This window comes from Arthrobacter sp. OV608 (assembly GCA_900110595.1).
Taxonomy (GTDB): Bacteria; Actinomycetota; Actinomycetes; order Actinomycetales; family Micrococcaceae; genus Arthrobacter.
Window position 1 is genome coordinate 39,539 of record FOEZ01000004.1, and the last position, 22,344, is coordinate 61,882.

The window sequence follows — 22,344 nt, forward strand, 5'->3', positions numbered from 1 at the left end:
CTTTGAAGACAAGAACAACCACCTCTGAAGTTGATCAGCAGGGTCTGACAATTACGGCGGCTACTCCGGGTCCGGGCCGAAATGCCGGGGCAAACTGAAAGGCATTGGCGAATATGGCAGCAGCAGCCGCCGGGGGCAGGGCAACCTCCCAACCGAAGAAGACCGCCAAGGGCCTGACGCCGCGGCAGAAGAAAATCCTCGAAACCATCCAGCGCTCGGTTAATGACAACGGCTATCCGCCGTCCATGCGGGAAATCGGCGATACCGTGGGCCTGGCCAGCCTCTCCAGCGTCACCCACCAGCTGTCGCAGCTGGAAAAACTCGGCTACCTCCGCCGCGACCCGAAAAGGCCCCGCGCCATGGAGGTGCTGATGCCCCTGACGCTTGACGGGGGTGCCCCCAAGCCGGCATCGGAGCCGTCCGCCCTCTTGCCGGGCACCAGCGCCACAGTGACCCAACTTCCCACCGCCATGGACACTGCCATGGTTCCCCTCGTGGGCCGGATCGCCGCCGGCGGTCCTATACTTGCCGACCAGGTGGTGGAGGATGTCTTGGCGCTCCCCCGGCAGCTGGTGGGCCAGGGGGAACTGTTTATGCTCAAGGTGGCTGGCGATTCGATGGTGGACGCCGCAATCTGCGACGGCGACTGGGTAGTGGTGCGCCGCCAGGCGGACGCCGCGAATGGCGATATCGTCGCGGCATTGCTGGACGACGAAGCCACCGTCAAGACCTTCCGCCAGCGTGATGGCCACACGTGGCTGCTGCCGCAGAACACCCAGTACGAACCCATCCTGGGCGACCACGCCACCATCATGGGCAAGGTCGTCTCAGTACTCCGCTCGCTCTAGGCAGCGGCATCAGCTAAACAGCGATATCAGCCCTTTGCCGGCAGCGCGAAGGCGCTGCCGGCAAAGTGAAGGTGCTGCCGTCAGGCGTTCTCCCCTGCCAGCCGTTCCAGGGCCGCAATCGCCGTCTTCCGGTCCGTGGTTGGCCAGAAGGGCGGCAGGGCCCCGCGAAGGAATCCCGCGTACCGTTCAGTGGCAAGCCTGGAATCCAGCACTGCCACCACGCCTTTGTCCCCGGTGGAGCGGATCAGGCGCCCGGCTCCCTGTGCCAGTCGGATCGCAGCGTGCGTGGCCGAGACAGACATAAAGCCGTTGCCGCCGGCCTGCGCCACAGCACGGGACCGCGCAGTCATTAGGGGGTCGTCCGGCCTCGGGAACGGAATCCGGTCGATGACCACCAGCCGGCAGGCCCCGCCAGGAACATCCACGCCCTGCCACAGCGACATGGTGCCGAACAGGCAGGTATCGGGTTCGTCCGCGAACTGCTTCACCAGCGCCGTCATGGTGGAGTCGCCCTGGCAGAGGATGGTCATCCCCAGCTTCGGCCGCAGCGCGTCGGCTGCTTCCTCCGCCGCGCGCCGGGACGAAAACAGGCAGAGCGCACCGCCGTTGGACGCCCGGATGAGTGCTTCGAGTTCGGCCAGTGCCTCCGGGGAGACTCCGCGGCCTGGCTTGGGAAGGTGGCCCGCGACGTAGAGGATGCCCTGTTTGGGGTAGTCGAAGGGCGATCCCACATCAACGCCGGTCCAGCTGGGTGCGCCCTCACCCACAAGGCCCAAGCCGCCCGCTGCGGGCTCAAAGGCCGAGCCGATGGCGAGCGTTGCAGACGTCAGCACCACCGTGTGCCCTTCGAACAGGCCCTCACGCAGCCGCCCGGCTACGGACAACGGAGCAACGTTGATCAGCGCAGGAGCCGTTTCATCCGGCTGCGAATATCCCTGTTGCGGATCAAAGGAGCTGGCGCGGGAGAACCACACCACTTCCCTGTTCTCCCGGGCCGCCAGGAGGCGTTCACAAAGTTCCAGGATGAGCATCAGCCGGGAGCGCGCAAGCTGCCGCCCGCCGTCGGCCGTTGTCCTGCTGTCCCCCTTGGAATCAGACAGCGCGGCCCGGCAGGCCTCACGCAGCTGGTCAACGCAATCCAGCTGCTCGTCGTTCAGACCGTTCGGCAGCAGCCCGTTGGGGACGCCAGCCAGAGCCACCTCCAGGTTGGCGGCGGCGGCATTGAGGGCGTCCACGGTAATGGCGGTGTGCTTGCGGGCGCCGGCGGCAGCGGCGTGGACCATGGCCACCGAAAGCTGCCCGGAGACAGCGCCCGTCACCCTGTCCTGGAGTTCATGGGCCTCGTCAACAACAACCACGTCGTACTCAGGCAGCACGGCCAGTCCTTCGAAGGCGCTGACCGCGAGCATGGCATGGTTGGTGACCACGACGTCGGCTTCGGCGGCATTCTGGCGGGCCAGTTCGCTGAAGCATTCCGCCGCCATCGGGCATTTCTGCGCTCCCAGGCATTCCATGGACGTGACGGAGACCTGCCGCCAGGCGCGGTCGGTGACGCCGGGCAGGAGCTCATCCCGGTCGCCGGTGGTGGTTTTCTCCGCCCACTCCCGCAGCCGGACCACTTCCTTGCCCAGCTGGGAGGAAGGACCGCCTACGGCAGCCGCAAAGTGCGGGACGCTGGTGTCCTCCCCCAGAGAGAACAACTGGCCCTCGGCGGGCTCCTCGGAGGGAAAACCCCCTTCGAGTTTGTGCAGGCACACGTAGTTGGACCTGCCTTTGACCAGCGCCACTTTGACGGGCCGGTCCAGGGCGGGGGTGATGGTTTTCAGGAGCCTGGGCAGGTCCCTGCCAACGATCTGGGTCTGCAGGGCAAGCGTTGCAGTGGACACCAGGGCGGGCTTGTCGCTTTCCAGGGCATGCGCGATCAGCGGTATCAGGTATGCCAGCGACTTTCCCGTGCCGGTGCCTGCCTGGACGAGGAGGTGGTCGCCTGTTTCGATGGCCCGTGCAACCTGCCTGGCCATCTCGTGCTGGCCGCTGCGGCTTTGCCCGCCCATGCCCGCAACTGCCCGGTCGAGCAGCTCGATCACGAACTGCTCGCCGGGCGTGGTTGTGGCTTCGTCAGCCACGGCCTCAGTCATGGGTGACGAAGGATTCCAGTTCAGCCGCCAGGCCTTCCCGGACTTTGACTACTGCCCGGGTACCGGCTTCATCGTGGTCGACGCTGATGATCTCGGCGTCCGATTCGTGCAGCTTGCTGACGAGGTCTCCCCGGTCGTACGGGATCAGCAAGTCAAGCTTGACGGACGGCCGCGGAATGGCCTCGCTGATGGCCTGCAGCAGCTCGGGAATGCCTTCCCCCGTGCGGGCCGAAACCACCACGTGCCGCGGTTCGCGCTGCTTCAGCCGTTCCACCACAAATGGATCCGCGGCGTCAGCTTTGTTCAGCACGATGATTTCGGGCACCTTTCGGGCGTCCACTTCGCTGAAGACCTTGCGGACTGCCGCGATCTGGCCCTCGGGGTCCGGGTGTGAAACGTCCACCACGTGGAGGATCAGGTCAGAGTCAGCCACTTCTTCCAGTGTGGAGCGGAAGGCCTCCACCAGCTGCGTGGGCAGCGACCGGACAAAACCGACCGTATCGGCCAGCGTGTAGCCGAGGCCGTCAGCAGTTTCGGCCTTCCGGACCGTGGGATCCAGCGTGGCGAACAACGCGTTCTCCACCAGCACCCCGGCGTCCGTCAGGCGGTTCAGCAGCGAGGACTTGCCGGCGTTGGTGTACCCGGCAATGGCCACTGAAGGCACCTCATTACGACGGCGGTTGGCGCGTTTGGTCTCACGGGCCGGCTTCATCGCGGCGATCTCCCGCCGCAGTTTGGCCATCCGCGTGCGGATCCTCCGGCGGTCCAGCTCGATCTTGGTTTCACCGGGGCCGCGCGAACCCATACCGGCTGCAGCACCGCCCACCTGGCCACCGGCCTGGCGGGACATCGACTCGCCCCAGCCGCGCAGGCGCGGCAGCAGGTACTCGAGCTGCGCCAGCTCCACCTGGGCCTTGCCTTCCCGGCTCTTGGCGTGCTGGGCGAAAATGTCCAGGATGAGCGCCGTCCGGTCGATGACCTTGACCTTGACGATGTCCTCAAGGCCACGCCGCTGGGACGGGGCCAGTTCGGCGTCCACCACCACGGTATCGGCGCCGGTGGACAACACGATGTCCTTCAGCTCCAGCGCCTTTCCCGAGCCCAGGAACGTTCCCGGGTCCGGCTTGTCGCGGCGCTGCACCAGGCCGTCGAGAACCTCTGAGCCGGCGGTTTCGGCCAGGGCAGCGAGCTCGCGCAGCGAGTTTTCCGCGTCGGCGAGGGTGCCTTCGGACCACAGCCCTGCCAGGACCACGCGTTCGAGCCGCAGCTGCCGGTATTCGACTTCGGTGACGTCTTCGAGTTCGGTGGACAGGCCTGCCGTGCGGCGCAGTGCCCGGCGTTCCTCGAGATCCTGCTGGTCGCCGTCGTAGCGTGTATGTTCTTCATCCAGGCGGGAAATCGCCTGGGCTTTGCCCAGTACCGCTTTCCCGTCGCCGCGCGGCGTTGCGCCTGGCGTGCTGAGGGTCTTGGCCGGTACGTCCTTGGAGAGAATCCGGTCGATCACGGCCTGGATTTCCTCAGGGCTCATGTCCTGGGCGGCTGGATCGGATCCGGTGTTGGGCTGGCTGGTCATGGTCTCCTTTGAAGGTTCGGCATTTCCAGAATAGTGCCGATTGCTGGTGATTGGGGAAGTATTCGCGCTGGGCTGACGGCCTGCGGTCATGCAGTTCTCCTGGTTTGTCTCACCGGGCGGCGTGCAGCCCGGCGGGTGGGCCGCCTCACGTGAGGCGGCGAAGGGGAAGGGGCCGGAGCAGCGGCGAAAGGGACAGCAGGTGGCTGACTTTCGAGTATTGTCCGGCGGCCGGAGCGAACGCATGGGCGTGGTCCGGTGCACATGTGCGGAAGGCGGAAACGCCTGCATCGCTGTGGGACAGTTTCTTCGGGACGGGCGTGGCCCGTGCCGGCTACTCGAAGATCAGGAACATGCCTTCTACCCTAACAGAGCCGTCCCATGGGCGGTTTCCCATTACGCTGCAAGGGGAACTACTCTGGCCAGTTATGGAGTCCGCTCACTATTTCAGCCCATCCCCCGCCGGCCCGTTTACCCGCAAGCCGCTCACGGTGGAACTGGCAGGGGAAACACGCAGGCTGCAGACTTCAAGCGGCATCTTCAGCCCGGACGGCATCGACAAGGGCACGGCGGTGCTCCTCGCCGAGGTTCCTGCCCCTTCGCCTACCGGCAACCTGCTGGATATCGGCTGCGGCTGGGGCCCGATCGCGCTGACCATGGCCCTGCGCGCCCCGCATTCGACCGTTTATGCGGTGGACGTCAACGAACGCTGCATCGCCCTGACCAGCGAGAACGCGGCGGCACTGGGGCTGTCCAATGTGGTGGCCAGCACGCCCGAGGCTGTGGATCCTGAGGTGCGGTTCAACACCATCTGGTCCAATCCGCCCATCCGGATCGGCAAGGATGAGCTGCACTCCCTGCTGACGCTGTGGCTGCCCCGTCTGGCTCCGGGTGGAACGGCGTGGCTGGTGGTGCAAAAGAACCTGGGCTCGGACTCGCTGCAGCGCTGGCTGGCGGCGGAACTGGATGCTTCCTTTGCCGTAAGCCGGGAGTCCACCTCCAAGTCGTTCAGGATCCTGAAAGTCAGGAAAGCGTCCCTGATGCCACAATAACGGCGGGCCCGCTGAGCTCCACGTGTTCCTGGCCGCCGGGGCCGGCGAAGAACTTCACGCCCACTACGCCCCCGGGGACGTGAACGCGCCAAGTGTCCGGCGCTTCCGCTCCTGCCCAGTGCCGGATGGCCACAGCAGCCGCGCAGGCTCCCGTGCCACAGGACTGGGTCTCCCCCACACCGCGTTCGTGGACGCGCATGGTGATGGAGCCGACGCCGTCGTGCACCAGGGGTTCCGCGGGAACAACGAACTCCACGTTGGTGCCGTTGGCGGGCACCGGGTCCACCACGGGGGCGGTGTACAGCCGGGTCCCTGCCAGTTCCGAAAGCTCGGCCAGGGCAACAACGGTGTGCGGGTTGCCCATGCTCACGGACAGCGCGGGCCGCGGAACTTCCAGCCCGTCGGCGGTGACGAGCGAATCCATCGCCTTGGCGGTGGCCTCGCCGGGGAAAATGAACTCCCATGGACCCATGTCGACGGCGTAATCCTCGCCTGTGCGCATCACGGTTTTTATACCGGCACGAGTGCCGATGGTGAGCGCACCGCCGTCGGGCAGATCAACCAGGCCCTCCGCGCGCAGAAAGTGCACAAAAACGCGGACACCGTTGCCGCACATTTCGGACAGCGACCCGTCCCCGTTGCGGTAATCCATAAACCATTCGGCGTCAGGGGCGGCAGCCAGCAACTCCCTGCCTTCGGGAAGGAAACGGGACGGGACTGCCCGGATCAGGCCGTCGCCGCCGATTCCGCGGTGGCGGTCGCACAGGGCCGCCACCTGCTCAGGGGCGATGGTGTGTGCGCCCTCGGGATCGGCAACGAGGACAAAATCATTGCCGGTGCCGTGGCCCTTGGAGAAGCGCAGCCCGCCCAGTGTGCGGAAGGCGTGCTCTGTTGTCTCAGCAAGGGTTGCGTTCATGCTGTCAAGGGTACCGGCCGGGTGGGGCTGGCCCGAAACCTGGGCTAGCTGCGAGCAGAGTCCCTTAGCCGCAGAGCACGGCCGCGCGGGACGTCAGCGCGGGATCCTGCCAGTCCAGCCAGTTGATGCGCGGATCGGCGCGGAACCAGGTGAGCTGGCGCCGGGCGAACTGCCGGGTGGCCACGATGGTTTCTTCGGCGGCCTCGGGGACTGTTGCTGCGCCGTCGAGCACCTGCAGGAACTGCGCATAGCCCAGGGCCTGGGGTGCTGTTTTACCCCGCCGCAGGCCTTGGGCCTCCAGCTGCTCCACCTCGGCGAGCAGGCCGTTGTCCACCATCCGGTGCACACGAAGGGCCAGCCGCTCGCGCAACTGTTCGCGGTCAACGCTGAGCCCGATCTGCACGGCAGGCTGGAAGTACTCCCGCTGGGGCATAAAGGAACTGAACGGGCGGCCTGTGAGCTCGTGAACCTCAAGCGCGCGGATGATACGCCTGCTGTCGGAGAGCCGGCCGGCGGACACAGGATCCACGGCCTGGAGCCGGGCGAGCAGCGCCCCGGCCCCTTGGGCCGCCAGGTCATCCTCGAGCCGCTGCCGCAACGCAGGGTCGGTTCCTGGGAATTCCAGGACGTCCAGCGCAGCGCGCACATAAAGTCCGGAACCGCCAACCAGAATGGCGCGTTTCCCGCGTGAGTGGATGTCCGTGATGGCTGCCCGCGCCTGCTCCTGGAACTGGGAGACGCTGGCCTCCTGGGTCACGTCCAGGATGTCCAGGAGGTGGTGCGGTACTCCCCTGCGTTCGGCCAGACTGATTTTCGCCGTCCCGATGTCCATGCCCCGGTAGAACTGCATGGCATCGGCGTTGATGACTTCGCCATCGAGTTCGAGCGCCAGGTTGACGGCAAGGTCTGACTTGCCTGAGCCGGTGGGACCGACGACGGCGATAACGGGCTGGGCGCCCACCGTCAGCGGGTGCGCACAGGCAACGAGGGCATGCCCAGGGAAACGCCGGTCCGGCCATTGCCGTTGCCGCTGCCCGCGGCGGGAACGCCGCAGGAGTCAGCCTGGGACCTGTCCCAGGCGTCGCCGGCGCGGGAGCGGCGGAGGCTGTAGTCCTCAGGGGTGGGATCGGCCACGAGGTGGAAGGCGGCAGCCTCGGTGATGGTGACCGTGACGAGATCACCCGGACGCGGTGCCGGCGCTCCCTCGGGTACGGAGAAGTGCACCAGGCGCTGATCCCGGGACCGGCCCGAGAGGCGGTGGGTTTCACCTGCCTTTCGGCCCGACTGTGCTGTGACCATGACCTCCACCCTGCGGCCGAGCTGCTTCCGGTTTTCCTCCGCGGCGATGCGGTCCTGCAGGGCAGTGAGCCGTTCGAACCGTTCCTGCACCACTGCTTTGGGCAACTGGTCCGGCAAATCGGCGGCAGGGGTTCCGGGTCGCTTGGAGTACTGGAAGGTGAAGGCCGTGGCGAAGCGGGATTTTTCCACTACGTCCAGGGTTGCCTGGAAGTCCTCTTCAGTTTCACCGGGGAAGCCAACGATGATGTCGGTGGAGATGGCGGCGTGGGGTATCTTTTCCCGGACCTTGTCCAGAATGCCGAGGAACTTGGTGGACCGGTAGGAGCGTTTCATGTCGCGCAGGACTTTGTCGGAGCCCGACTGCAGGGGCATGTGCAGCTGCGGCATAACGTTCGGCGTCTCGGCCATGGCGTCGATGACATCATCCGTGAAGGCGGCTGGGTGCGGGCTGGTGAAACGCACCCGTTCGAGTCCCTCAATGTCGCCACAGGCGCGCAGGAGTTTGGAGAAGGCCTGCCTGTCGCCGAACTCCACGCCGTAGGAATTCACGTTCTGGCCCAGGAGGGTGACTTCGATGGCGCCGTCGTCAACCAGGGCCTGGATCTCCGCGAGGATGTCGCCGGGGCGGCGGTCCTTCTCCTTGCCGCGCAGGGCTGGAACGATGCAGAACGTGCAGGTGTTGTTGCAGCCCACTGAAATGGAGACCCAGCCCGAGTACACGGAGTCGCGCTTGGTGGGAAGCGTGGACGGGAAAACGTCCAGGGACTCAAGGATTTCCAGCTGGGCTTCGTGGTTGTGCCGGGCCCGCTCCAGCAGGGCAGGCAGGGCACCGACGTTGTGGGTGCCAAACACGGCGTCCACCCAGGGCGCCTTCTTCAGGATGGTTTCCCGGTCCTTCTGCGCCAGGCAGCCGCCCACCGCGATCTGCATTCCCGGGTTGGCGGCTTTCACGGGGGCGAGGATGCCGAGGTTTCCGTAGAGCTTGTTGTCTGCGTTTTCCCGCACGGCGCACGTGTTGAAGACCACGACGTCGGCCTGCCCGCCGTCCACGGGAACGTACCCTGCGGCTTCCAGCATTCCGGCCATACGCTCGGAATCGTGCACGTTCATCTGGCAGCCGAAGGTACGGACCTCGTAGGTGCGTGGCTTCTGGCCGCCGGTTTCCGGGGCCGCGTCAGGGTGCGCCGCAGCACTGGGATCCGAAGGGGCGTTGGTGCCGGAAAGGGGGGAAGGAATGGTCAAACTCACCTGTTAAGGGTAACGGGTGAAAGCTCAGGCGTCGGAAGCAGCCGCTTGGTCAAGAACCTCGGAGACAATCCGGAAGGCCTGCGATGGCTGGTAACCCTTCCGCGCCAGCATGGACGCCAGCCGGCGCGTGGTTTTGTCACGTTCTGCCGGGTCTGCCAGATCGGTGCCAGGCCGGAGCTTCCGCTCCACCAGGCTCCGCGCGGCAGCCTCTTCATCGGCGTCGGAGATCTGTTCCAGGGCCGCCGCCGCCGTTTCCTGGTCCACGCCCTTTTCCGACAGCTCCCGCCGGAGGGCGCCCTTTGCCAGTTTGCGGGTCTGCGACCGGTTCCGTACCCACATCTCGGCGAAATCGGCGTCGTTGATGAGGCGTGCTTCCTCGAACTTATCCAGGACTTCCTCGGCAACGTGCTCCGGGATGTTCCGCTCGGCAAGCTTGCGGGCCAATTGAAGCCTGCTTTTCGCCGAGGCTGTCAGCTGCCGGTAAACGATATTCCTGGCAACGGAAAAGGGGTCAGGCTCAGCGTCCTCCGCGACGGGAGAGCCGGCGTCGGGCCCGTCCTGGAAAGCATCAGTAAAGGCGGCGCGCCGCCCGCCGGTCCGGGACCGGCGGGGACGCGCACTGTCAGTACCGCTCAACGGTTAGAACCCGTCTACGGCTTTCAGCTTCGGGGAATCCTTCGACTCAGCCTCTGCCGGCTTCACCCCAACGCCGAGCTTTTCCTTGATCAGGCGCTCCAGCTCGGCGGCCAGTTCCGGGTTGTCGCGGAGGAACCGGCGCGAGTTCTCCATACCCTGACCCAGCTGGTCGCCGTCGTAGGTGAACCAGGAGCCGGACTTCTTGATGATTCCGTGCTCGACACCCATGTCAATGATGCCGCCCTCGCGGGAGATGCCCTGGCCGTAGATGATGTCGAACTCGGCCACCTTGAAGGGCGGGGCCATCTTGTTCTTGACGATCTTGGCCTTGGTACGGTTACCGACCGAATCCGCGCCCTCCTTGAGGGTCTGGATGCGGCGGACGTCGATACGGATGGAGGCATAGAACTTCAGGGCCTTACCACCGGTGGTGGTTTCGGGGGAACCGAAGAAGACGCCGATCTTTTCGCGGAGCTGGTTGATGAAGATCGCCGTGGTTTTGGTCTGGCTCAGGCGGCCGGTGATCTTACGCAGGGCCTGGCTCATCAGCCGGGCCTGGAGGCCCACGTGGCTGTCACCCATGTCGCCCTCGATTTCGGCTCGGGGCACCAGCGCGGCAACGGAGTCGATGACGATGACATCCAGGGAGCCTGAACCGACCAGCATGTCCATGATCTCCAGCGCCTGCTCGCCCGTGTCCGGCTGTGAGACCAGGAGCGCGTCCGTGTCCACGCCGAGCTTGGCGGCGTACTCGGGGTCCAGGGCGTGCTCGGCGTCGATGAAGGCGGCGATGCCGCCCAGGCGCTGGGCGTTGGCCACGGCGTGCAGTGCCACGGTGGTTTTACCGGAGGATTCCGGACCGTAGATCTCCACCACGCGGCCGCGGGGAAGGCCGCCAATTCCCAGTGCCACGTCCAGGGCAATGGAACCGGTGGGGATGACCTCGATGGGGGCCCGGACTTCGTCGCCGAGCCGCATGACTGAGCCTTTACCGAACTGCTTGTCGATCTGGGCCAGCGCTGCTTCGAGCGCTTTTGCACGATCCGGGGCTGCCGCCATGGTTCACACCTCTAATGCTTTCTCGCTTTGGAGTGGCCTCAGCGGCCGTTTATTGGTCATCTCTGACGCTAATGGGACCCACTGACATTCCGGCCTGAGGACGGCGGCTATGTGGATAACCCGCTAGGAAAAGCATAGCTTTACCCGAACAGGTATTCGAACAATAGTCCGGCGTGTCCCGAAGGATTGGGCCTATTCGACGCGGGGCTTGACGTCCCGGCCCAGCCGCCGCTCGGCGGGAACGTCCTGGACATCACAGACCGCCAGCCAGACCTTGCGGGGCTCCACACCGGCAGCCAGCGCCTGGTCCGCGGTGCGGCCGCCCACCCCGGCGAGGACAAGGGTGCTGCTGAGGACCCGCGAGTAGCCGGCGCCAAATTCATCATCCATAAGTCGCCAATAATCGCTGATTCGCACCTGTTGAGTCTCTCATGATCCCGGACCCTAGAATTGTTGCCATGAGCAACTCCCCTGCCGCCCCGACCCCCGCTGGCCGCGACGACGATTACCTGGTGGATGCCGCACTGCAGAACGTCGAACACCAGATCAGCCTCTTCTGGCGGCGCGCACGGGCCATCTCCAACCAGCTCTCCCGCCAGGTCCATCCGGACATGGAGCCGGCTGCCTATGGTTTGCTGACAGTGATCCGCAGGGAAGGCCCCATCCGGCTCACCGATCTGGCAATGAACATTGGCGTGGGCAAGCCCAGCGTCAGCCGGCAGATTGCGTTCCTCGAAAGCATCGGGCTGGTCTCCAAGGAAGCGGACCCGCTGGATGGACGCGCCCAGGCCATCCGGCTCACTCCCAAGGGCGAGGAAAAGATGCACCAGGTCCAGGACGCGCGCCGGGAGGTCTTTCGGGAGCGGCTGGGTGAATGGCCTGTGGAGGACTTGCAGGAGCTTGCCCGGTTTATGGCCAAGCTCAACGCCACCTACGAGCGTGACGGTTTCCCGCACGACATCTAGGTCCGAACGACGAACACGCGGGCGGGCAAAGGCTGGCGCCGGCACCTGGAAAAGTGCCCGGAAACACGAAAAAGCCCCCGGCGGATGCCGGGGGCTTTCCGTGCAGGATGCCACCGTGTGGTGGATCAGTCCTTACCGGGCGCCGGAAAGGAGGCCGGTTGAAAGTTCATCGTTGAGTTCGTTGTTGAGATCGCGCTCAAGGTCGCGTCCGTAACGCTGGGAGAACTCTTGCGGTACGGTGTCCGGGACAGCTACGCCTTCGGCTACTGCCACGCGGTCACTGACCTCCCGGAGCATGCTGGACAACGGGACATCCAGGGCCGAGCAGATTGAGGACAGAAGCTCGGAAGACGCTTCCTTCTGACCGCGCTCCACCTCGCTGAGGTAACCCAGGGAGACTCGTGCGCTGTGCGAAACCTCACGGAGCGTACGCCCCTGACGCTGGCGAACATCGCGCAGGACATCACCGATTTCGTGACGAAGTACCACCATCTTGCGCTCCTTCTGTTCGCTCTTAGCCTGATCGGCGAGGCCCACATCCTTCCAGCGGACAACGCCGTTTACGGATACGGGCTGCTTTACCATCTGTATCGCCTTGCTCCTCGTTCAGTCCGGTCCGCCGTGAAGCGAACCGTTGGTGTTTTCATCCTAGGCGCCTCCGCTCTCCGGAAGCGACACAATGTAATAACTAATCGGTACCGGCTTTTGTTCCCGCCAACTTTACAGCCGGGTAACTTCAGGACGCCAGAGCCTGGATCAACTGTTCCAGCGCAGCGCCGCAAGCCTGCCCCCGGATCTCTGCCCGGCTTCCTGAAAACACGTACTCGAAGGCATTTGTTCCCGCTGCCGTCGCAACGCCGATATACACCGTTCCCACGGGTTTTCCATCATGTGCTTCCGGCCCGGCAACGCCGGTGGTGGAGACGCCAATATCCGCGCCAAGGGCCGAGCGTGCCCCTTCAGCCATGGCAGCAGCAACGTCATGATCAACGGATCCGGCGTTGGCCAGCAGTTCCGCGGACACCTTCAGCACGTCCGCCTTGACGGAGTTCTGGTAGGCCACCACACCGCCCTGCAGCATTCCGGAGGCGCCGGGTGTGTCGGCCAGGACCGCGGACACCATGCCGGCAGTCAGCGATTCCGCTGTTGCCACCGTAAGTTTGAGCTCCATGGCTTGCCGGACTGCCTGCTCAGCCAGATGGTGAAGCGAGAGATGCTGCTGGTTGGTCATGCCGGATCCTGTCCGCTCGTTGTTCCTTGCACTTTCCCCTTGGCGCGCAGGCGCATCGCCTCAACGACATATTCGACGCCGGTCCAGACGGTGATGGCAACGGCCACCATCATCACGGCGAACGCCACCCACGTGAGCCACGGTGCGATGGCACCCAGCGGGAGCAGGTACAGGAAGATGGCGGCCGTCTGGACCACGGTTTTGAGTTTGCCTCCGCGAGAGGCGGGGATGACGCCGTAGCGGATGACGAAGAAGCGCAGGGCGGTTATGCCCCATTCACGCACGAGGATCACCAGGGTGGCCCACCAGGGCAGTTCGCCGAGCACGGACAGCATCACCAGGGCGGAACCAATGAGCAGCTTGTCCGCGATGGGGTCGGCGATCTTGCCGAAGTCGGTCACGAGGTTCCGGCTCCTGGCGATGTCGCCGTCGAGCTTGTCAGTGTAAATCGCGACGGCGAACGCGGCCGCCGCGGCCCAGCGCCAGGGCCCGGACTGGCTGTGGAGTCCGGGCGCGTCGGCGATCAGGAACCAGACGAAGAACGGCACCAGCGCGATGCGGAGCATGGTCAGGATATTGGGAAGGTTCCAGACCCCGGCACGGCTGGAGCCGGCGGCGGTGGCATCTGTGCTAGTCACCTTTCTAGGCTACCGTCTCCGGCCTAGCGGCCCGTGAGGGACCAGGCGTCCTCGGAGCCGTCCTCGTCGTCGTACCCGCCCGGCGGGGAGTCGGAGCCGTCGTAATATTCCACGTTCTGCTTCCGCTGGTCCAGGTCCGCGGCCACCAGGTCTTCGGCGTACCCGCCCTGGGCGATGTTCGCGTTGGCGTTGTCGCTGAGCGCGGCAGTCTGCGCATCCGGTGCGGCCGGCGCCTCCTGTCCCTTCATGGCGGCCAGGACGGGGGCGAGATCGTCCGGTTTCACCAGCACGTCGCGGGCCTTTGAGCCTTCCGAGGGGCCCACCACGCCGCGGGATTCGAGCAGGTCCATGAGGCGGCCGGCCTTGGCGAAGCCCACGCGCAGCTTGCGCTGCAGCATGGAGGTGGAGCCGAACTGCGTAGTGACGACCAGTTCGGTGGCCTGCAGCAGCACCTCGAGGTCGTCCCCAATGTCGTCGTCGATCTGCTTCTTGGGCGCCTCCGCCGCGACGTCGTCGCGGTAGCTGGCCTGGAGCTGTCCCTTGACGTGCTCCACCACCTTGTGGATTTCGGACTCCGTGACCCACGCGCCTTGGACACGCATGGCCTTCGAGGCACCCATGGGCAGGAAGAGGGCGTCGCCCTGGCCGATGAGTTTTTCGGCACCGGGCTGGTCAAGGACCACGCGGGAGTCCGTGACGGAGGAGGTGGCGAACGCCATCCTGGAGGGAACGTTGGCCTTGATCAGGCCGGTCACCACGTCCACCGACGGCCGCTGGGTGGCCAGGACGAGGTGGATGCCGGCGGCACGTGCCAGCTGGGTGATGCGGACGATCGAGTCTTCCACGTCGCGGGGCGCCACCATCATGAGGTCGGCGAGTTCGTCCACGATCACCAGCAGGTAGGGGTAGGGACGGATGACCCGCTTGGAATCCACCGGCGGCTGGACCTTGCCCGCGCGGACGGCCTTGTTGAAGTCGTCGATGTGCTTGAAGCCGTAATTGGCGAGGTCGTCGTAGCGGGCGTCCATCTCGCGGACCACCCACTGGAGGGCTTCGGCGGCTTTCTTGGGGTTGGTGATGATGGGGGTGATGAGGTGCGGGACGCCTTCATAGGCGGTAAGTTCCACGCGCTTCGGGTCCACCATGACCATCCGCACCTCGTCCGGGGTGGCGCGCATCAGGATGGACGTGATCATGGAGTTCACGAAGGAGGACTTACCGGCACCGGTGGCGCCGGCCACCAGCAGGTGGGGCATCTTGGCCAGGTTGGCCACCACGTAGCCGCCCTCAACATCCTTGCCCACACCCATCACCATCGGGTGGTCGGTGCGCCGGGCGTTCTGGCTGCGGAGCACGTCACCCAGGGAGACGGTCTCGCGGTCCGTGTTGGGGATCTCGATACCGATCGCGGACTTGCCCGGTATGGGGCTGAGGATCCGCACGTCGCTGGACGCGACGGCGTAGGAAATGTTCTTGGACAGCGCGGTGACCCGCTCCACCTTGGTTCCCGGGGCCAGTTCGATCTCGTACCGGGTGACCGTGGGCCCGCGGCTGAAGCCCGTGACGGTGGCATCAACGTTGAACTGCTGCAGGGTGTCCGTCAGGGCGGCGACGACGGCGTCATTGGCTTCCGTGCGCTCCTTCGGGATGGAGCCGGGCGTCAGGTAGTCCGACGCCGGGAGCGTGTACGTTACGTCGCCGGCGAGGGACAACTGCTCGGTGCGCTGCGGGATGGGGACGGGCGGGGGTGCAGGAGCCACCGGGTTGGACGGCACCGTAGGTGCGGCGGCCGGCTTGCTGCCGGCGGCTGCCATGCCGGGGGTGACCATGGGGATGGCTTCGGTGGCGTTGTCCTGGCCGGCGGCGGCGCTGCCGAGGCCCTGTGCGGCCTTGATCTTTTCGACGGCGATCTCCGCCTGGGTGGGCCGGCGCACACCGGGTGCCGGGCGCGGCGGCTCGGGCTCGTCGTCGTCGATGACGGCATGCTCAAAGGCCTCGTCCCCGACGTAACCCTCCAGGCCGGCGTCGGACTCGTCATCCTTGCCGAAGAAGCGGCGCTTCTTCTTTTTGGGCGCTGCAGGCGCAGTCCGCTCAAGGTAGCTGCGGTCGTGGCCGTTCCCGTCCTGCTCCTGGAGGTCGATGCCCATCAGGTGCTCATAGGCGCCGCGCAGCCGCCGGGGGATGGCACCGAACGGGGTGGCGGTGACGATGAGCAGCGACACAAACGCCAGCAGCCCGTAGAGCACCAGCGGCACGGCCGGGTGGATAGCGGCCAGCGGAGAGGCGCCCAGGAAGCCCAGCATCCCGCCGGCCTGGCGCAGGCCGTCAAAGCCTTGGGCGACAGTGGGCTGTCCGCCCAGGACGTGGGCCAGGGCGCAGCCGGCAAACGTCATGATGAGGAAGCCGATGCCCACCCGGTTGTTGCCCCGCCCGTCTGAGGGCTGGCGGAAGAGCCGGAAAGAGCACACAAAAAGCATCAGCGGAAGCAGCAGCGACATCCAGCCGAACGTCCCGTTCACCACACTGTAGACCGCGTCCGGGAACCAGCCGGTGAGGCCCCACCAGGCGAAGGTGGCGATGAAGATGCCCAGGGCAAGGTTGAAGAGGGCTGCGCCGTCGCGGCGTTCGTCGGCCGGGAGGTCGCTGACGTCATGGCCGATGCGCCGCACTCCCCCGCCCACGAGATGGCCGATCCCCAGCCATGCTCCGCCTACGACACGCAGCAGCCAGGGCTGGTGCTGTTCGACGGCGGGAAGCTGGCGTGTCCTGGCCGTACCGGAACTCCCGGCCCGTCCGGACCTGGCCGGAGATTTCGCTGCCGTGGAGCCGGAACCGCGGCCGCCGGATTTGCTGCCGGAACTGGCCTTGCTGGATCCATTGGGCGCGGAAGTAGTACGAGTGGCCATGGTAGCCACGCTACCGGAACCACGCCGTATTCCCGGGGATTTGGAGCCCCATGAATCCCCCCTGCTCACCGCGAGTGGCGCAGGATGGGTTAAACACCTGCGGCCCGCACTCCCGGTGTGGCGGAGTACGGGCCGGAGCCGGTGCGGGACGCTCTTAAGCCTCGAGGACCACGGGGATGATCATGGGGCGGCGGCGCAGCTTGCGGTTGACCCACGTGCCCACCACCCGGCGGACCACCTGCTGGAGCTGGTGGCTGGTGTGGTCCGCGTGGTTCAGGACGGCTTCTTCCAGCGCTGCGTTGATCTTGGGGATGATGTCATCGAACACCGAATCGTCCTCGGCCACGCCGCGGGCGTGGATTTCCGGTCCGGAGACCACCTTGCCGGTGGTCCGGTTGACGACGGTGATGATCGAGATGAAGCCCTCATCGCCGAGGATGCGGCGGTCCTTGAGGTCGGCGTCGGTAATTTCGCCCACGCTGGATCCATCCACGTAGACGAAGCCCACTTCCACCTGTCCCACCACATCGGCGCGGTGGTCCTTCAGGTCGATTACGGTGCCGTTGTCTGCCAGGATCACGCTGGCTTCCGGGACGCCGGATTCGATGGCGATCTTGCCGTTGGCAATCAGGTGCCGGGTTTCGCCGTGCACGGGCATGGCGTTCAGCGGCTCAAGAATGTTGTAGCAGTACAGGAGTTCGCCGGCCGCGGCGTGGCCGGAGACGTGGACCTTGGCGTTGCCCTTGTGGATGACATCAGCGCCCAGTTTCAGCAGGCCGTTGATGATGCGGAAGACGGCGTTTTCGTTGCCGGGGATGAGGCTGGAGGCCAGGATGACGGTGTCGCCGTCGCCCACCACCACACGGTGGTCGCCGTTGGCCATCCTGGACAGCGCAGCCATCGGTTCACCCTGGGAGCCGGTGGACATGAGCACCACGCGGTTATCCGGCAGGTTGTCGATGTTCTTGATGTCCACGATCAGGCCCGGCGGAACATCCAGGTATCCGAGCTTCTCGGCGATCGCCATGTTCCGGACCATGGAGCGGCCAACAAACGCCACCTTGCGGTTGTGCTTCCCGGCCGCGTCCAGGACCTGCTGGACCCGGTGGACGTGCGAGGAGAAGGAGGCCACGATGATGCGCTTGGTGGCCTGGCCGAAGAGCCGCTCCAGGGTGGGGCCGATTTCCTTTTCCGCGGTGGTGAAACCCGGGACGTCCGCGTTGGTGGAGTCCGACATAAAGAGGTCAACGCCCTCTTCGCCGAGCTTGGCGAAGTGCCGGAGGTCGGTGATGCGGCCATCGAGCGGAAGCTGGTCCATCTTGAAGTCGCCCGTGTGCAGCACGGTACCGCCTGCGGTGCGGATGAAGACGGCCAGAGCGTCAGGGATGGAGTGGTTAACGGCTACGAACTCGCACTCGAAGGGGCCGAACTTCTCCACCTGGCCCTCTTCCACGGTGAGTGTGTAGGGCCGGATGCGGTGTTCCTGCAGCTTCGCCTCGATCAGGGCAAGGGTCAGCTGCGAGCCCACCAGCGGGATGTCGTTGCGGAGCCGCAGCAGGTACGGGACAGCGCCGATGTGGTCCTCGTGGCCGTGGGTCAGGACGACGGCGACGATGTCATCCAGCCGGTTCTCGATGTAGGAGAAGTCCGGGAGGATCAGATCGACGCCGGGCTGGGTTTCCTCCGGGAAGAGGACGCCGCAGTCAACGATCAGCAGTTTGCCGTCGATTTCGAACACGGCCATGTTCCGGCCGATCTCCCCCAGCCCGCCGAGCGGGACGATCCGCAACGTGCCGTTGGGCAGGCGGGGCGGGGTGACAAGGCCGGTCAGGGCGATTTGGGTCATATTGCACTACTTTCCAGGCGGAAGGGCGTGCCGGTCTTAGCTTTCAGGAAAAGACCAGCCCCGCTTCCGCCAAATCCCCGCGGATGGTTTCGATCTCGGCTTCGTCCGGCTCCACGAGGGGCAAACGGACAATCGAGTTGGGCAGGACTCCCTGCCATTTAAGAATCTGTTTGGCCGCCACGGCACCCTGGACACGGGTCATGGTTGCGCGCACTACCGGCTGGAGTTCGAAATTGATCTTCCGGGCGGTGCCGAGGTCGTTCGCATTCACAGCGTCAATGAGTTCGCGGAAGCGGCGGGTGGCCACGTGGGTGGTCACGCCCACCAGGCCGACGGCGCCCAGCGCCATCCAGGGCAGCGTCAGTCCGTCATCACCGGAGTAGAAGACCAGGTCCGTCTCGCTCATGACGCGGGTGGCGGCCACGAAGTCCGCCTTGGCGTCCTTCACCGCGACGATGTTGGGGTGCTGCGCCAGCCGGATCATGGTGTCGGGTTCGATGGCGATGGAGGACCGGCCGGGAATGTCATAGAGCATCACGGGCACGTCGGCGGCCGAGGCGATGGTCTCGAAGTGCGCGCGGAGGCCCGACTGGCTGGGCTTGTTGTAGTAAGGGGTCACCAGCAGGATGCCGTCGACGCCGAGCGCCGCGGCCTGCTGGGAAAGGTGCACCGAGTGCGCGGTGTCGTTGGTGCCGGTACCTGCGATGATCGCGGCACGGCCGCCCACGGCCTCCTTGACGGCGCGGAACATGCCCAGGTTCTCTTCGTCGGTGAGGGTGGAGGTTTCACCCGTGGTTCCGGTGACCACAAGGCCGTCGCAGCCGTCGTCCACGAGCTTGGTGGCCAGTTCCGCTGCCTGCTGGTAATCAACTGAACCGTCCTTGGCGAACGGCGTAACCATTGCGGTCAGGAGGGTACCGAGGGCAGGGATGTGCGCGGAAGTGTCAGCCATGGAAAAAACGTTACCCTGTCCACCGCTGGTTAGGACAATAGGGCGGGCGTGATGCACGTCAAATAGGGGTTACCGGGATGCCCGGGATCCGTGCTCTGGCGTTCACTGCCGGAACTTTTTGAGGCGGCTGCGCTGCAGGACGGTTGAAACGATCTCGGTACCGGTGCCCGAGGCCTGCTTCAGGGAAAGCCCGTCCGGTCCCCAAAAGCCGCTGAGGCCGCATGATTCGCCCAACGGGCTGGTGCCGCCAAGGTTGGCAAGCGCCGTGAACATCCGGTTGTCCATGGCGCGGGCACCAAGGTGGAGGGCAAGGCGGTGCTCCTCATTTTTGGTGTAGAGCGCGGACACACAATAGAGGTCGGCGCCGGCAGCCGCGGAATCACCGGAATGCGATGGCACGGAGGCATCCAGGCAGATCGCCAGCGCAGTCTTCCACCCGTCCACCTCTATATGCGTGGCCCCCTCTCCGGGCGTGAAGAGTTCGAGTTCATCCCCGTGGAGGTGGGTCTTGAAGGCCGCCTCCGTACTCCCATCAGGGTGGACGGCAAGCGATGCCAGCCGCGGGGTGCCATCGGCCTCCCGAAGGGCCGCCCCTATGATGGCGGTAATCCCCGTCCTGCGGCAGATCTCGCGGACATCCGCGAGCCTGTTGTCACCCGGCATTACCCACGAGTCAGGGCGGCCGAGGAGATCCAGCCGATAGCCAGTCAGGGAAAGCTCCGGGAAGACCACCAGCCGGGCGCCATGGTCATCAGCGTCCTCAATAAGGCGCACGTGCTCCTCAGCGTTGGCCGGGATGCCTCCATCCAGCGGACGGTACTGAATGACGGAGACAGGAAGGGTGTCAGTCACGCCTCCATCCTAGGCATGCCGGGACTACACAGGCCCGGGGTGGCAATACTTGCCCACGGCTGCCTGGCGGAGCCCTTCCGCCCATGTGGCCAGGCGCTGGGCGGCGCGTACGTAGTGGAACAGTTCCACGGGCGTCAGGGCGTCGATGTCCGTCTCGGCTAATCGGCGGGCCAGTTCAGCGCCCTCCGGCTGTGCGGAAAGGCTGAGGCCCTCCTGCTCCCACTGGATATCCTCGGACGTCTTTCCGGTCACCATCTGGCGGAAGAGGTAATCGACCACGCCGGGGCTCATGGCCTTCAGCGGCCCGTCGTGGCGTGATCCTGAAGCCTGGGCTCCGGGTGCTGGAGCACCGAATAATGGGACTCCGGAGGACGGGGCTCCGGATGATGGCGTTTGCATGCGATTCATAGTATTCGAACATATATTCGAATTCAAGAGCTCTTTGACAGGCCCGCCACAGGCGGATGTGAGACGATCTGGACATGACCTCCCGCAATGCCGCCGCTTCCACCAGGACGTCTCCCGGGCGGTCCGCCCCGGCACGGCTGCACGGCATAGACGCCGCCCGCGGGCTTGCACTGCTGGGAATGATGGCCACCCACCTGCTTCCCACCTTCGAGTCGAACGCCAACCTTACGCCCACCTGGATCGGCCTGACCTTTTCGGGCCGGGCGGCCGCCCTGTTCGCGGTTCTGGCTGGAGTGGGCCTTGCCTTATCCACGGGAAAGCACAAGCCGCTGCAGGGTCCCGAGCTGTCCGGCGCCCGGCGCGGCGTGGCCCTGCGCGCCCTGGTGATTGCCGCCGTCGGACTCTCCCTCGGTGGCCTGGAAGTAAACCTGGCCATCATCCTGGTCCATTACGCAGTCCTGTTCCTGTGCGTACTGCCGTTCCTGGGCCTGCAGCTGAAGGCGCTTTGCGCCTGGGCGGCCGGCTGGATTCTGGTCTCCCCCGTGCTGGCGTACCTGCTGCGTCCGTGGCTGCTCGCCGCGAACCCGCCGCTCAAGCTGGGCCACAACCCGTCCTGGGAGGACCTCTCTACACCGGGAAGTCTTCTGGCAGACGTCTTCCTGACAGGCTATTACCCCGTCTTCCAGTGGCTCTCCTACCTCCTGGTGGGGCTCGTCGTCGGCCGCCTGATGCTGCATAAAGCGCTGGTGCCCTGGGTGCTGCTGGTGGGCGGAACCATCATTGCCGTCCTGGCCAAATCAGTAGGCACTGCGGCGATGGAAGACTGGGGCGGCCGTGCGGCGCTGGAGAAGGTATTGAATTCCCCCGGCTATCCGCTGGGCAGCGTTCTGCAGGTCAACCTGACCGGCATCCCGCAGGAGGGTTCGTGGTGGTGGCTGGCATCCGCGGCACCCCACTCGGCAACCAGCCTGGACCTGCTGCACACGTCCGCGGTGGCCACAGCCGTCATCGGGGCGTTCCTGCTGTTGGGCAGGCTGGCCGATTGGGTTGCCCTGGACCTGCTGCTGCCCCTCCGGGGCGCGGGCGCCATGACCCTGACCCTGTATTCAGTCCACGTGTGGGTGGTTTCGGCGTTCTATCTCAAGCCTATGCCGGAGGGCTGGAACGAAGACGCCATGTATTTCGCCCACGCCGCCTCGGCGGTGATCATTGGCATGGTGTTTGTGCTGCTCAAATGGCGTGGGCCGCTGGAATGGCTGGGGCATGCGGCGAACCAGTTGGGCCGCGGCGGGGTAAAAGCCGTCCGCTAAGCCGGGACGTTGCCCCGGAAGAGTTTTACGGCATCCCGCATGGAAGCGCGGGCGCGCTTCCGGTCACCGGCGGCATCGTACGCGCAGCTCAGCCGGAACCAGGAACGCCAGTCCTCGGGGGCCGCCTCGGCCTCGATCCGGTATTTCTCGAATTCGGCGTCGGCTGCGGACCGGACGATCCGGCCGGCAGGCGTCCGGGGCAGTTCGTCCACGGGAAGCCCGCCTTCAGCCTCGAGGACTTTGGCCATCTGTTCGGTGCGGGCGCCGAACATCAGCTCGCGGATCAGCGCCCAGGCGCCGATCACGGGCAGCACGAGGTAGGCTGCGCCGATGGCTACGGCTGCAGGATTGCTGTCCGTCAGCAGCAGGACCGAACGCTGGAAGGACACCACCAGGTAAAAGACCAGGAGCAGCGTGACGGCACCCACCCAGATCTTGGTGCGGCTCTTCCGGAAGCCAGCCATGAGCCC

General features: G+C 65.6%; 21 protein-coding genes. 4 read left to right on the plus strand and 17 right to left on the minus strand.

The genetic code is table 11. From position 1 onward, the window contains the following. Positions 1-113 precede the first annotated feature (113 nt). A complete protein-coding gene (gene lexA, locus BMX78_RS06765) occupies positions 114-848 on the plus strand; it encodes a transcriptional repressor LexA (RefSeq protein ID WP_091418067.1) in 735 nt (244 codons plus the stop codon). A gap of 80 nt (positions 849-928) precedes the next feature. On the opposite strand, the gene BMX78_RS06770 is transcribed toward lexA, so the two are convergent. Both BMX78_RS06770 and hflX read right to left on the minus strand, forming a co-directional pair. Further along, the gene (locus BMX78_RS06770) at positions 929-2,986 is read right to left on the minus strand and encodes an ATP-dependent DNA helicase (RefSeq protein ID WP_091418069.1); all 2,058 of its coding nucleotides are present in this window, start codon (positions 2,984-2,986) and stop codon (positions 929-931) included. Then, on the minus strand, positions 2,979-4,559 hold the full coding sequence (hflX, locus tag BMX78_RS06775) for a GTPase HflX (protein ID WP_091418070.1): 1,581 nt from the start codon (positions 4,557-4,559) through the stop codon (positions 2,979-2,981). Before hflX ends, BMX78_RS06770 begins: the two co-directional genes overlap by 8 nt. A gap of 425 nt (positions 4,560-4,984) precedes the next feature. On the opposite strand from hflX, the gene BMX78_RS06780 reads away from it, so the two are divergent. Then, positions 4,985-5,608 (plus strand): class I SAM-dependent methyltransferase, encoded by a 624-nt coding sequence (locus tag BMX78_RS06780; protein WP_091418073.1) that lies wholly within the window; start codon positions 4,985-4,987, stop codon positions 5,606-5,608. On the opposite strand, the gene dapF is transcribed toward BMX78_RS06780, so the two are convergent. The 6 genes from dapF to BMX78_RS06810 form a co-directional block, all read right to left on the minus strand. Next, positions 5,580-6,524, minus strand: coding sequence for a diaminopimelate epimerase (gene dapF, locus BMX78_RS06785; protein WP_091418076.1), 945 nt, complete (start codon positions 6,522-6,524; stop codon positions 5,580-5,582). The two genes, BMX78_RS06780 and dapF, sit on opposite strands and share 29 nt — an antisense overlap. A gap of 64 nt (positions 6,525-6,588) precedes the next feature. After that, positions 6,589-7,485: a tRNA (adenosine(37)-N6)-dimethylallyltransferase MiaA gene (gene miaA, locus BMX78_RS06790; RefSeq protein ID WP_091418078.1), complete on the minus strand. Its 897-nt coding sequence runs from the start codon at positions 7,483-7,485 to the stop codon at positions 6,589-6,591. A gap of 2 nt (positions 7,486-7,487) precedes the next feature. Then, entirely contained in the window at positions 7,488-9,071 is a 1,584-nt protein-coding gene (miaB, locus tag BMX78_RS06795; RefSeq protein ID WP_091418081.1) for a tRNA (N6-isopentenyl adenosine(37)-C2)-methylthiotransferase MiaB, read from the minus strand. 24 nt (positions 9,072-9,095) lie between these two features. Further along, positions 9,096-9,560: a regulatory protein RecX gene (locus tag BMX78_RS06800; protein ID WP_255470905.1), complete on the minus strand. Its 465-nt coding sequence runs from the start codon at positions 9,558-9,560 to the stop codon at positions 9,096-9,098. Positions 9,561-9,710: 150 nt separating this feature from the next. Continuing rightward, positions 9,711-10,766, minus strand: coding sequence for a recombinase RecA (recA, locus tag BMX78_RS06805; protein WP_091418086.1), 1,056 nt, complete (start codon positions 10,764-10,766; stop codon positions 9,711-9,713). 192 nt (positions 10,767-10,958) lie between these two features. Beyond that, entirely contained in the window at positions 10,959-11,183 is a 225-nt protein-coding gene (locus tag BMX78_RS06810) for a DUF3046 domain-containing protein (protein ID WP_091418089.1), read from the minus strand. Between the two features lie 41 nt (positions 11,184-11,224). Between BMX78_RS06810 and BMX78_RS06815 the strand changes: the two genes are divergently transcribed. Further along, positions 11,225-11,731, plus strand: a complete 507-nt coding sequence (locus BMX78_RS06815) for a MarR family winged helix-turn-helix transcriptional regulator (protein WP_091418092.1) — start codon at positions 11,225-11,227, stop codon at positions 11,729-11,731. A gap of 132 nt (positions 11,732-11,863) precedes the next feature. On the opposite strand, the gene BMX78_RS06820 is transcribed toward BMX78_RS06815, so the two are convergent. The 8 genes from BMX78_RS06820 to BMX78_RS06855 all read right to left on the minus strand — a co-directional run bounded on the left by BMX78_RS06820 (position 11,864) and on the right by BMX78_RS06855 (position 20,555). Further along, entirely contained in the window at positions 11,864-12,316 is a 453-nt protein-coding gene (locus BMX78_RS06820) for a helix-turn-helix domain-containing protein (RefSeq protein ID WP_050055661.1), read from the minus strand. Between the two features lie 151 nt (positions 12,317-12,467). Then, positions 12,468-12,962: a CinA family protein gene (locus BMX78_RS06825; protein WP_091418094.1), complete on the minus strand. Its 495-nt coding sequence runs from the start codon at positions 12,960-12,962 to the stop codon at positions 12,468-12,470. Further along, on the minus strand, positions 12,959-13,600 hold the full coding sequence (gene pgsA, locus BMX78_RS06830; protein WP_091418096.1) for a CDP-diacylglycerol--glycerol-3-phosphate 3-phosphatidyltransferase: 642 nt from the start codon (positions 13,598-13,600) through the stop codon (positions 12,959-12,961). Before pgsA ends, BMX78_RS06825 begins: the two co-directional genes overlap by 4 nt. A 23-nt stretch (positions 13,601-13,623) precedes the next feature. Beyond that, positions 13,624-16,506 (minus strand): FtsK/SpoIIIE family DNA translocase, encoded by a 2,883-nt coding sequence (locus BMX78_RS06835; protein WP_091418098.1) that lies wholly within the window; start codon positions 16,504-16,506, stop codon positions 13,624-13,626. Between the two features lie 154 nt (positions 16,507-16,660). After that, positions 16,661-18,352 (minus strand): ribonuclease J, encoded by a 1,692-nt coding sequence (locus tag BMX78_RS06840; protein ID WP_091418101.1) that lies wholly within the window; start codon positions 18,350-18,352, stop codon positions 16,661-16,663. Between the two features lie 43 nt (positions 18,353-18,395). Next, positions 18,396-19,304, minus strand: a complete 909-nt coding sequence (dapA, locus tag BMX78_RS06845) for a 4-hydroxy-tetrahydrodipicolinate synthase (RefSeq protein WP_091418104.1) — start codon at positions 19,302-19,304, stop codon at positions 18,396-18,398. 102 nt (positions 19,305-19,406) lie between these two features. Further along, a complete protein-coding gene (locus BMX78_RS06850) occupies positions 19,407-20,156 on the minus strand; it encodes a carbon-nitrogen hydrolase family protein (RefSeq protein WP_091418106.1) in 750 nt (249 codons plus the stop codon). Between the two features lie 24 nt (positions 20,157-20,180). Continuing rightward, entirely contained in the window at positions 20,181-20,555 is a 375-nt protein-coding gene (locus tag BMX78_RS06855) for a hypothetical protein (RefSeq protein WP_286138829.1), read from the minus strand. Positions 20,556-20,638: 83 nt separating this feature from the next. Between BMX78_RS06855 and BMX78_RS06860 the strand changes: the two genes are divergently transcribed. Next, positions 20,639-21,874: a heparan-alpha-glucosaminide N-acetyltransferase domain-containing protein gene (locus BMX78_RS06860; protein WP_091418110.1), complete on the plus strand. Its 1,236-nt coding sequence runs from the start codon at positions 20,639-20,641 to the stop codon at positions 21,872-21,874. Here the strand turns inward: BMX78_RS06860 and BMX78_RS06865 are convergent. Next, complete coding sequence (locus BMX78_RS06865; protein ID WP_502686276.1) at positions 21,871-22,338, minus strand: hypothetical protein; 468 nt, start codon at positions 22,336-22,338, stop codon at positions 21,871-21,873. The two genes, BMX78_RS06860 and BMX78_RS06865, sit on opposite strands and share 4 nt — an antisense overlap. Positions 22,339-22,344 lie beyond the last annotated feature (6 nt).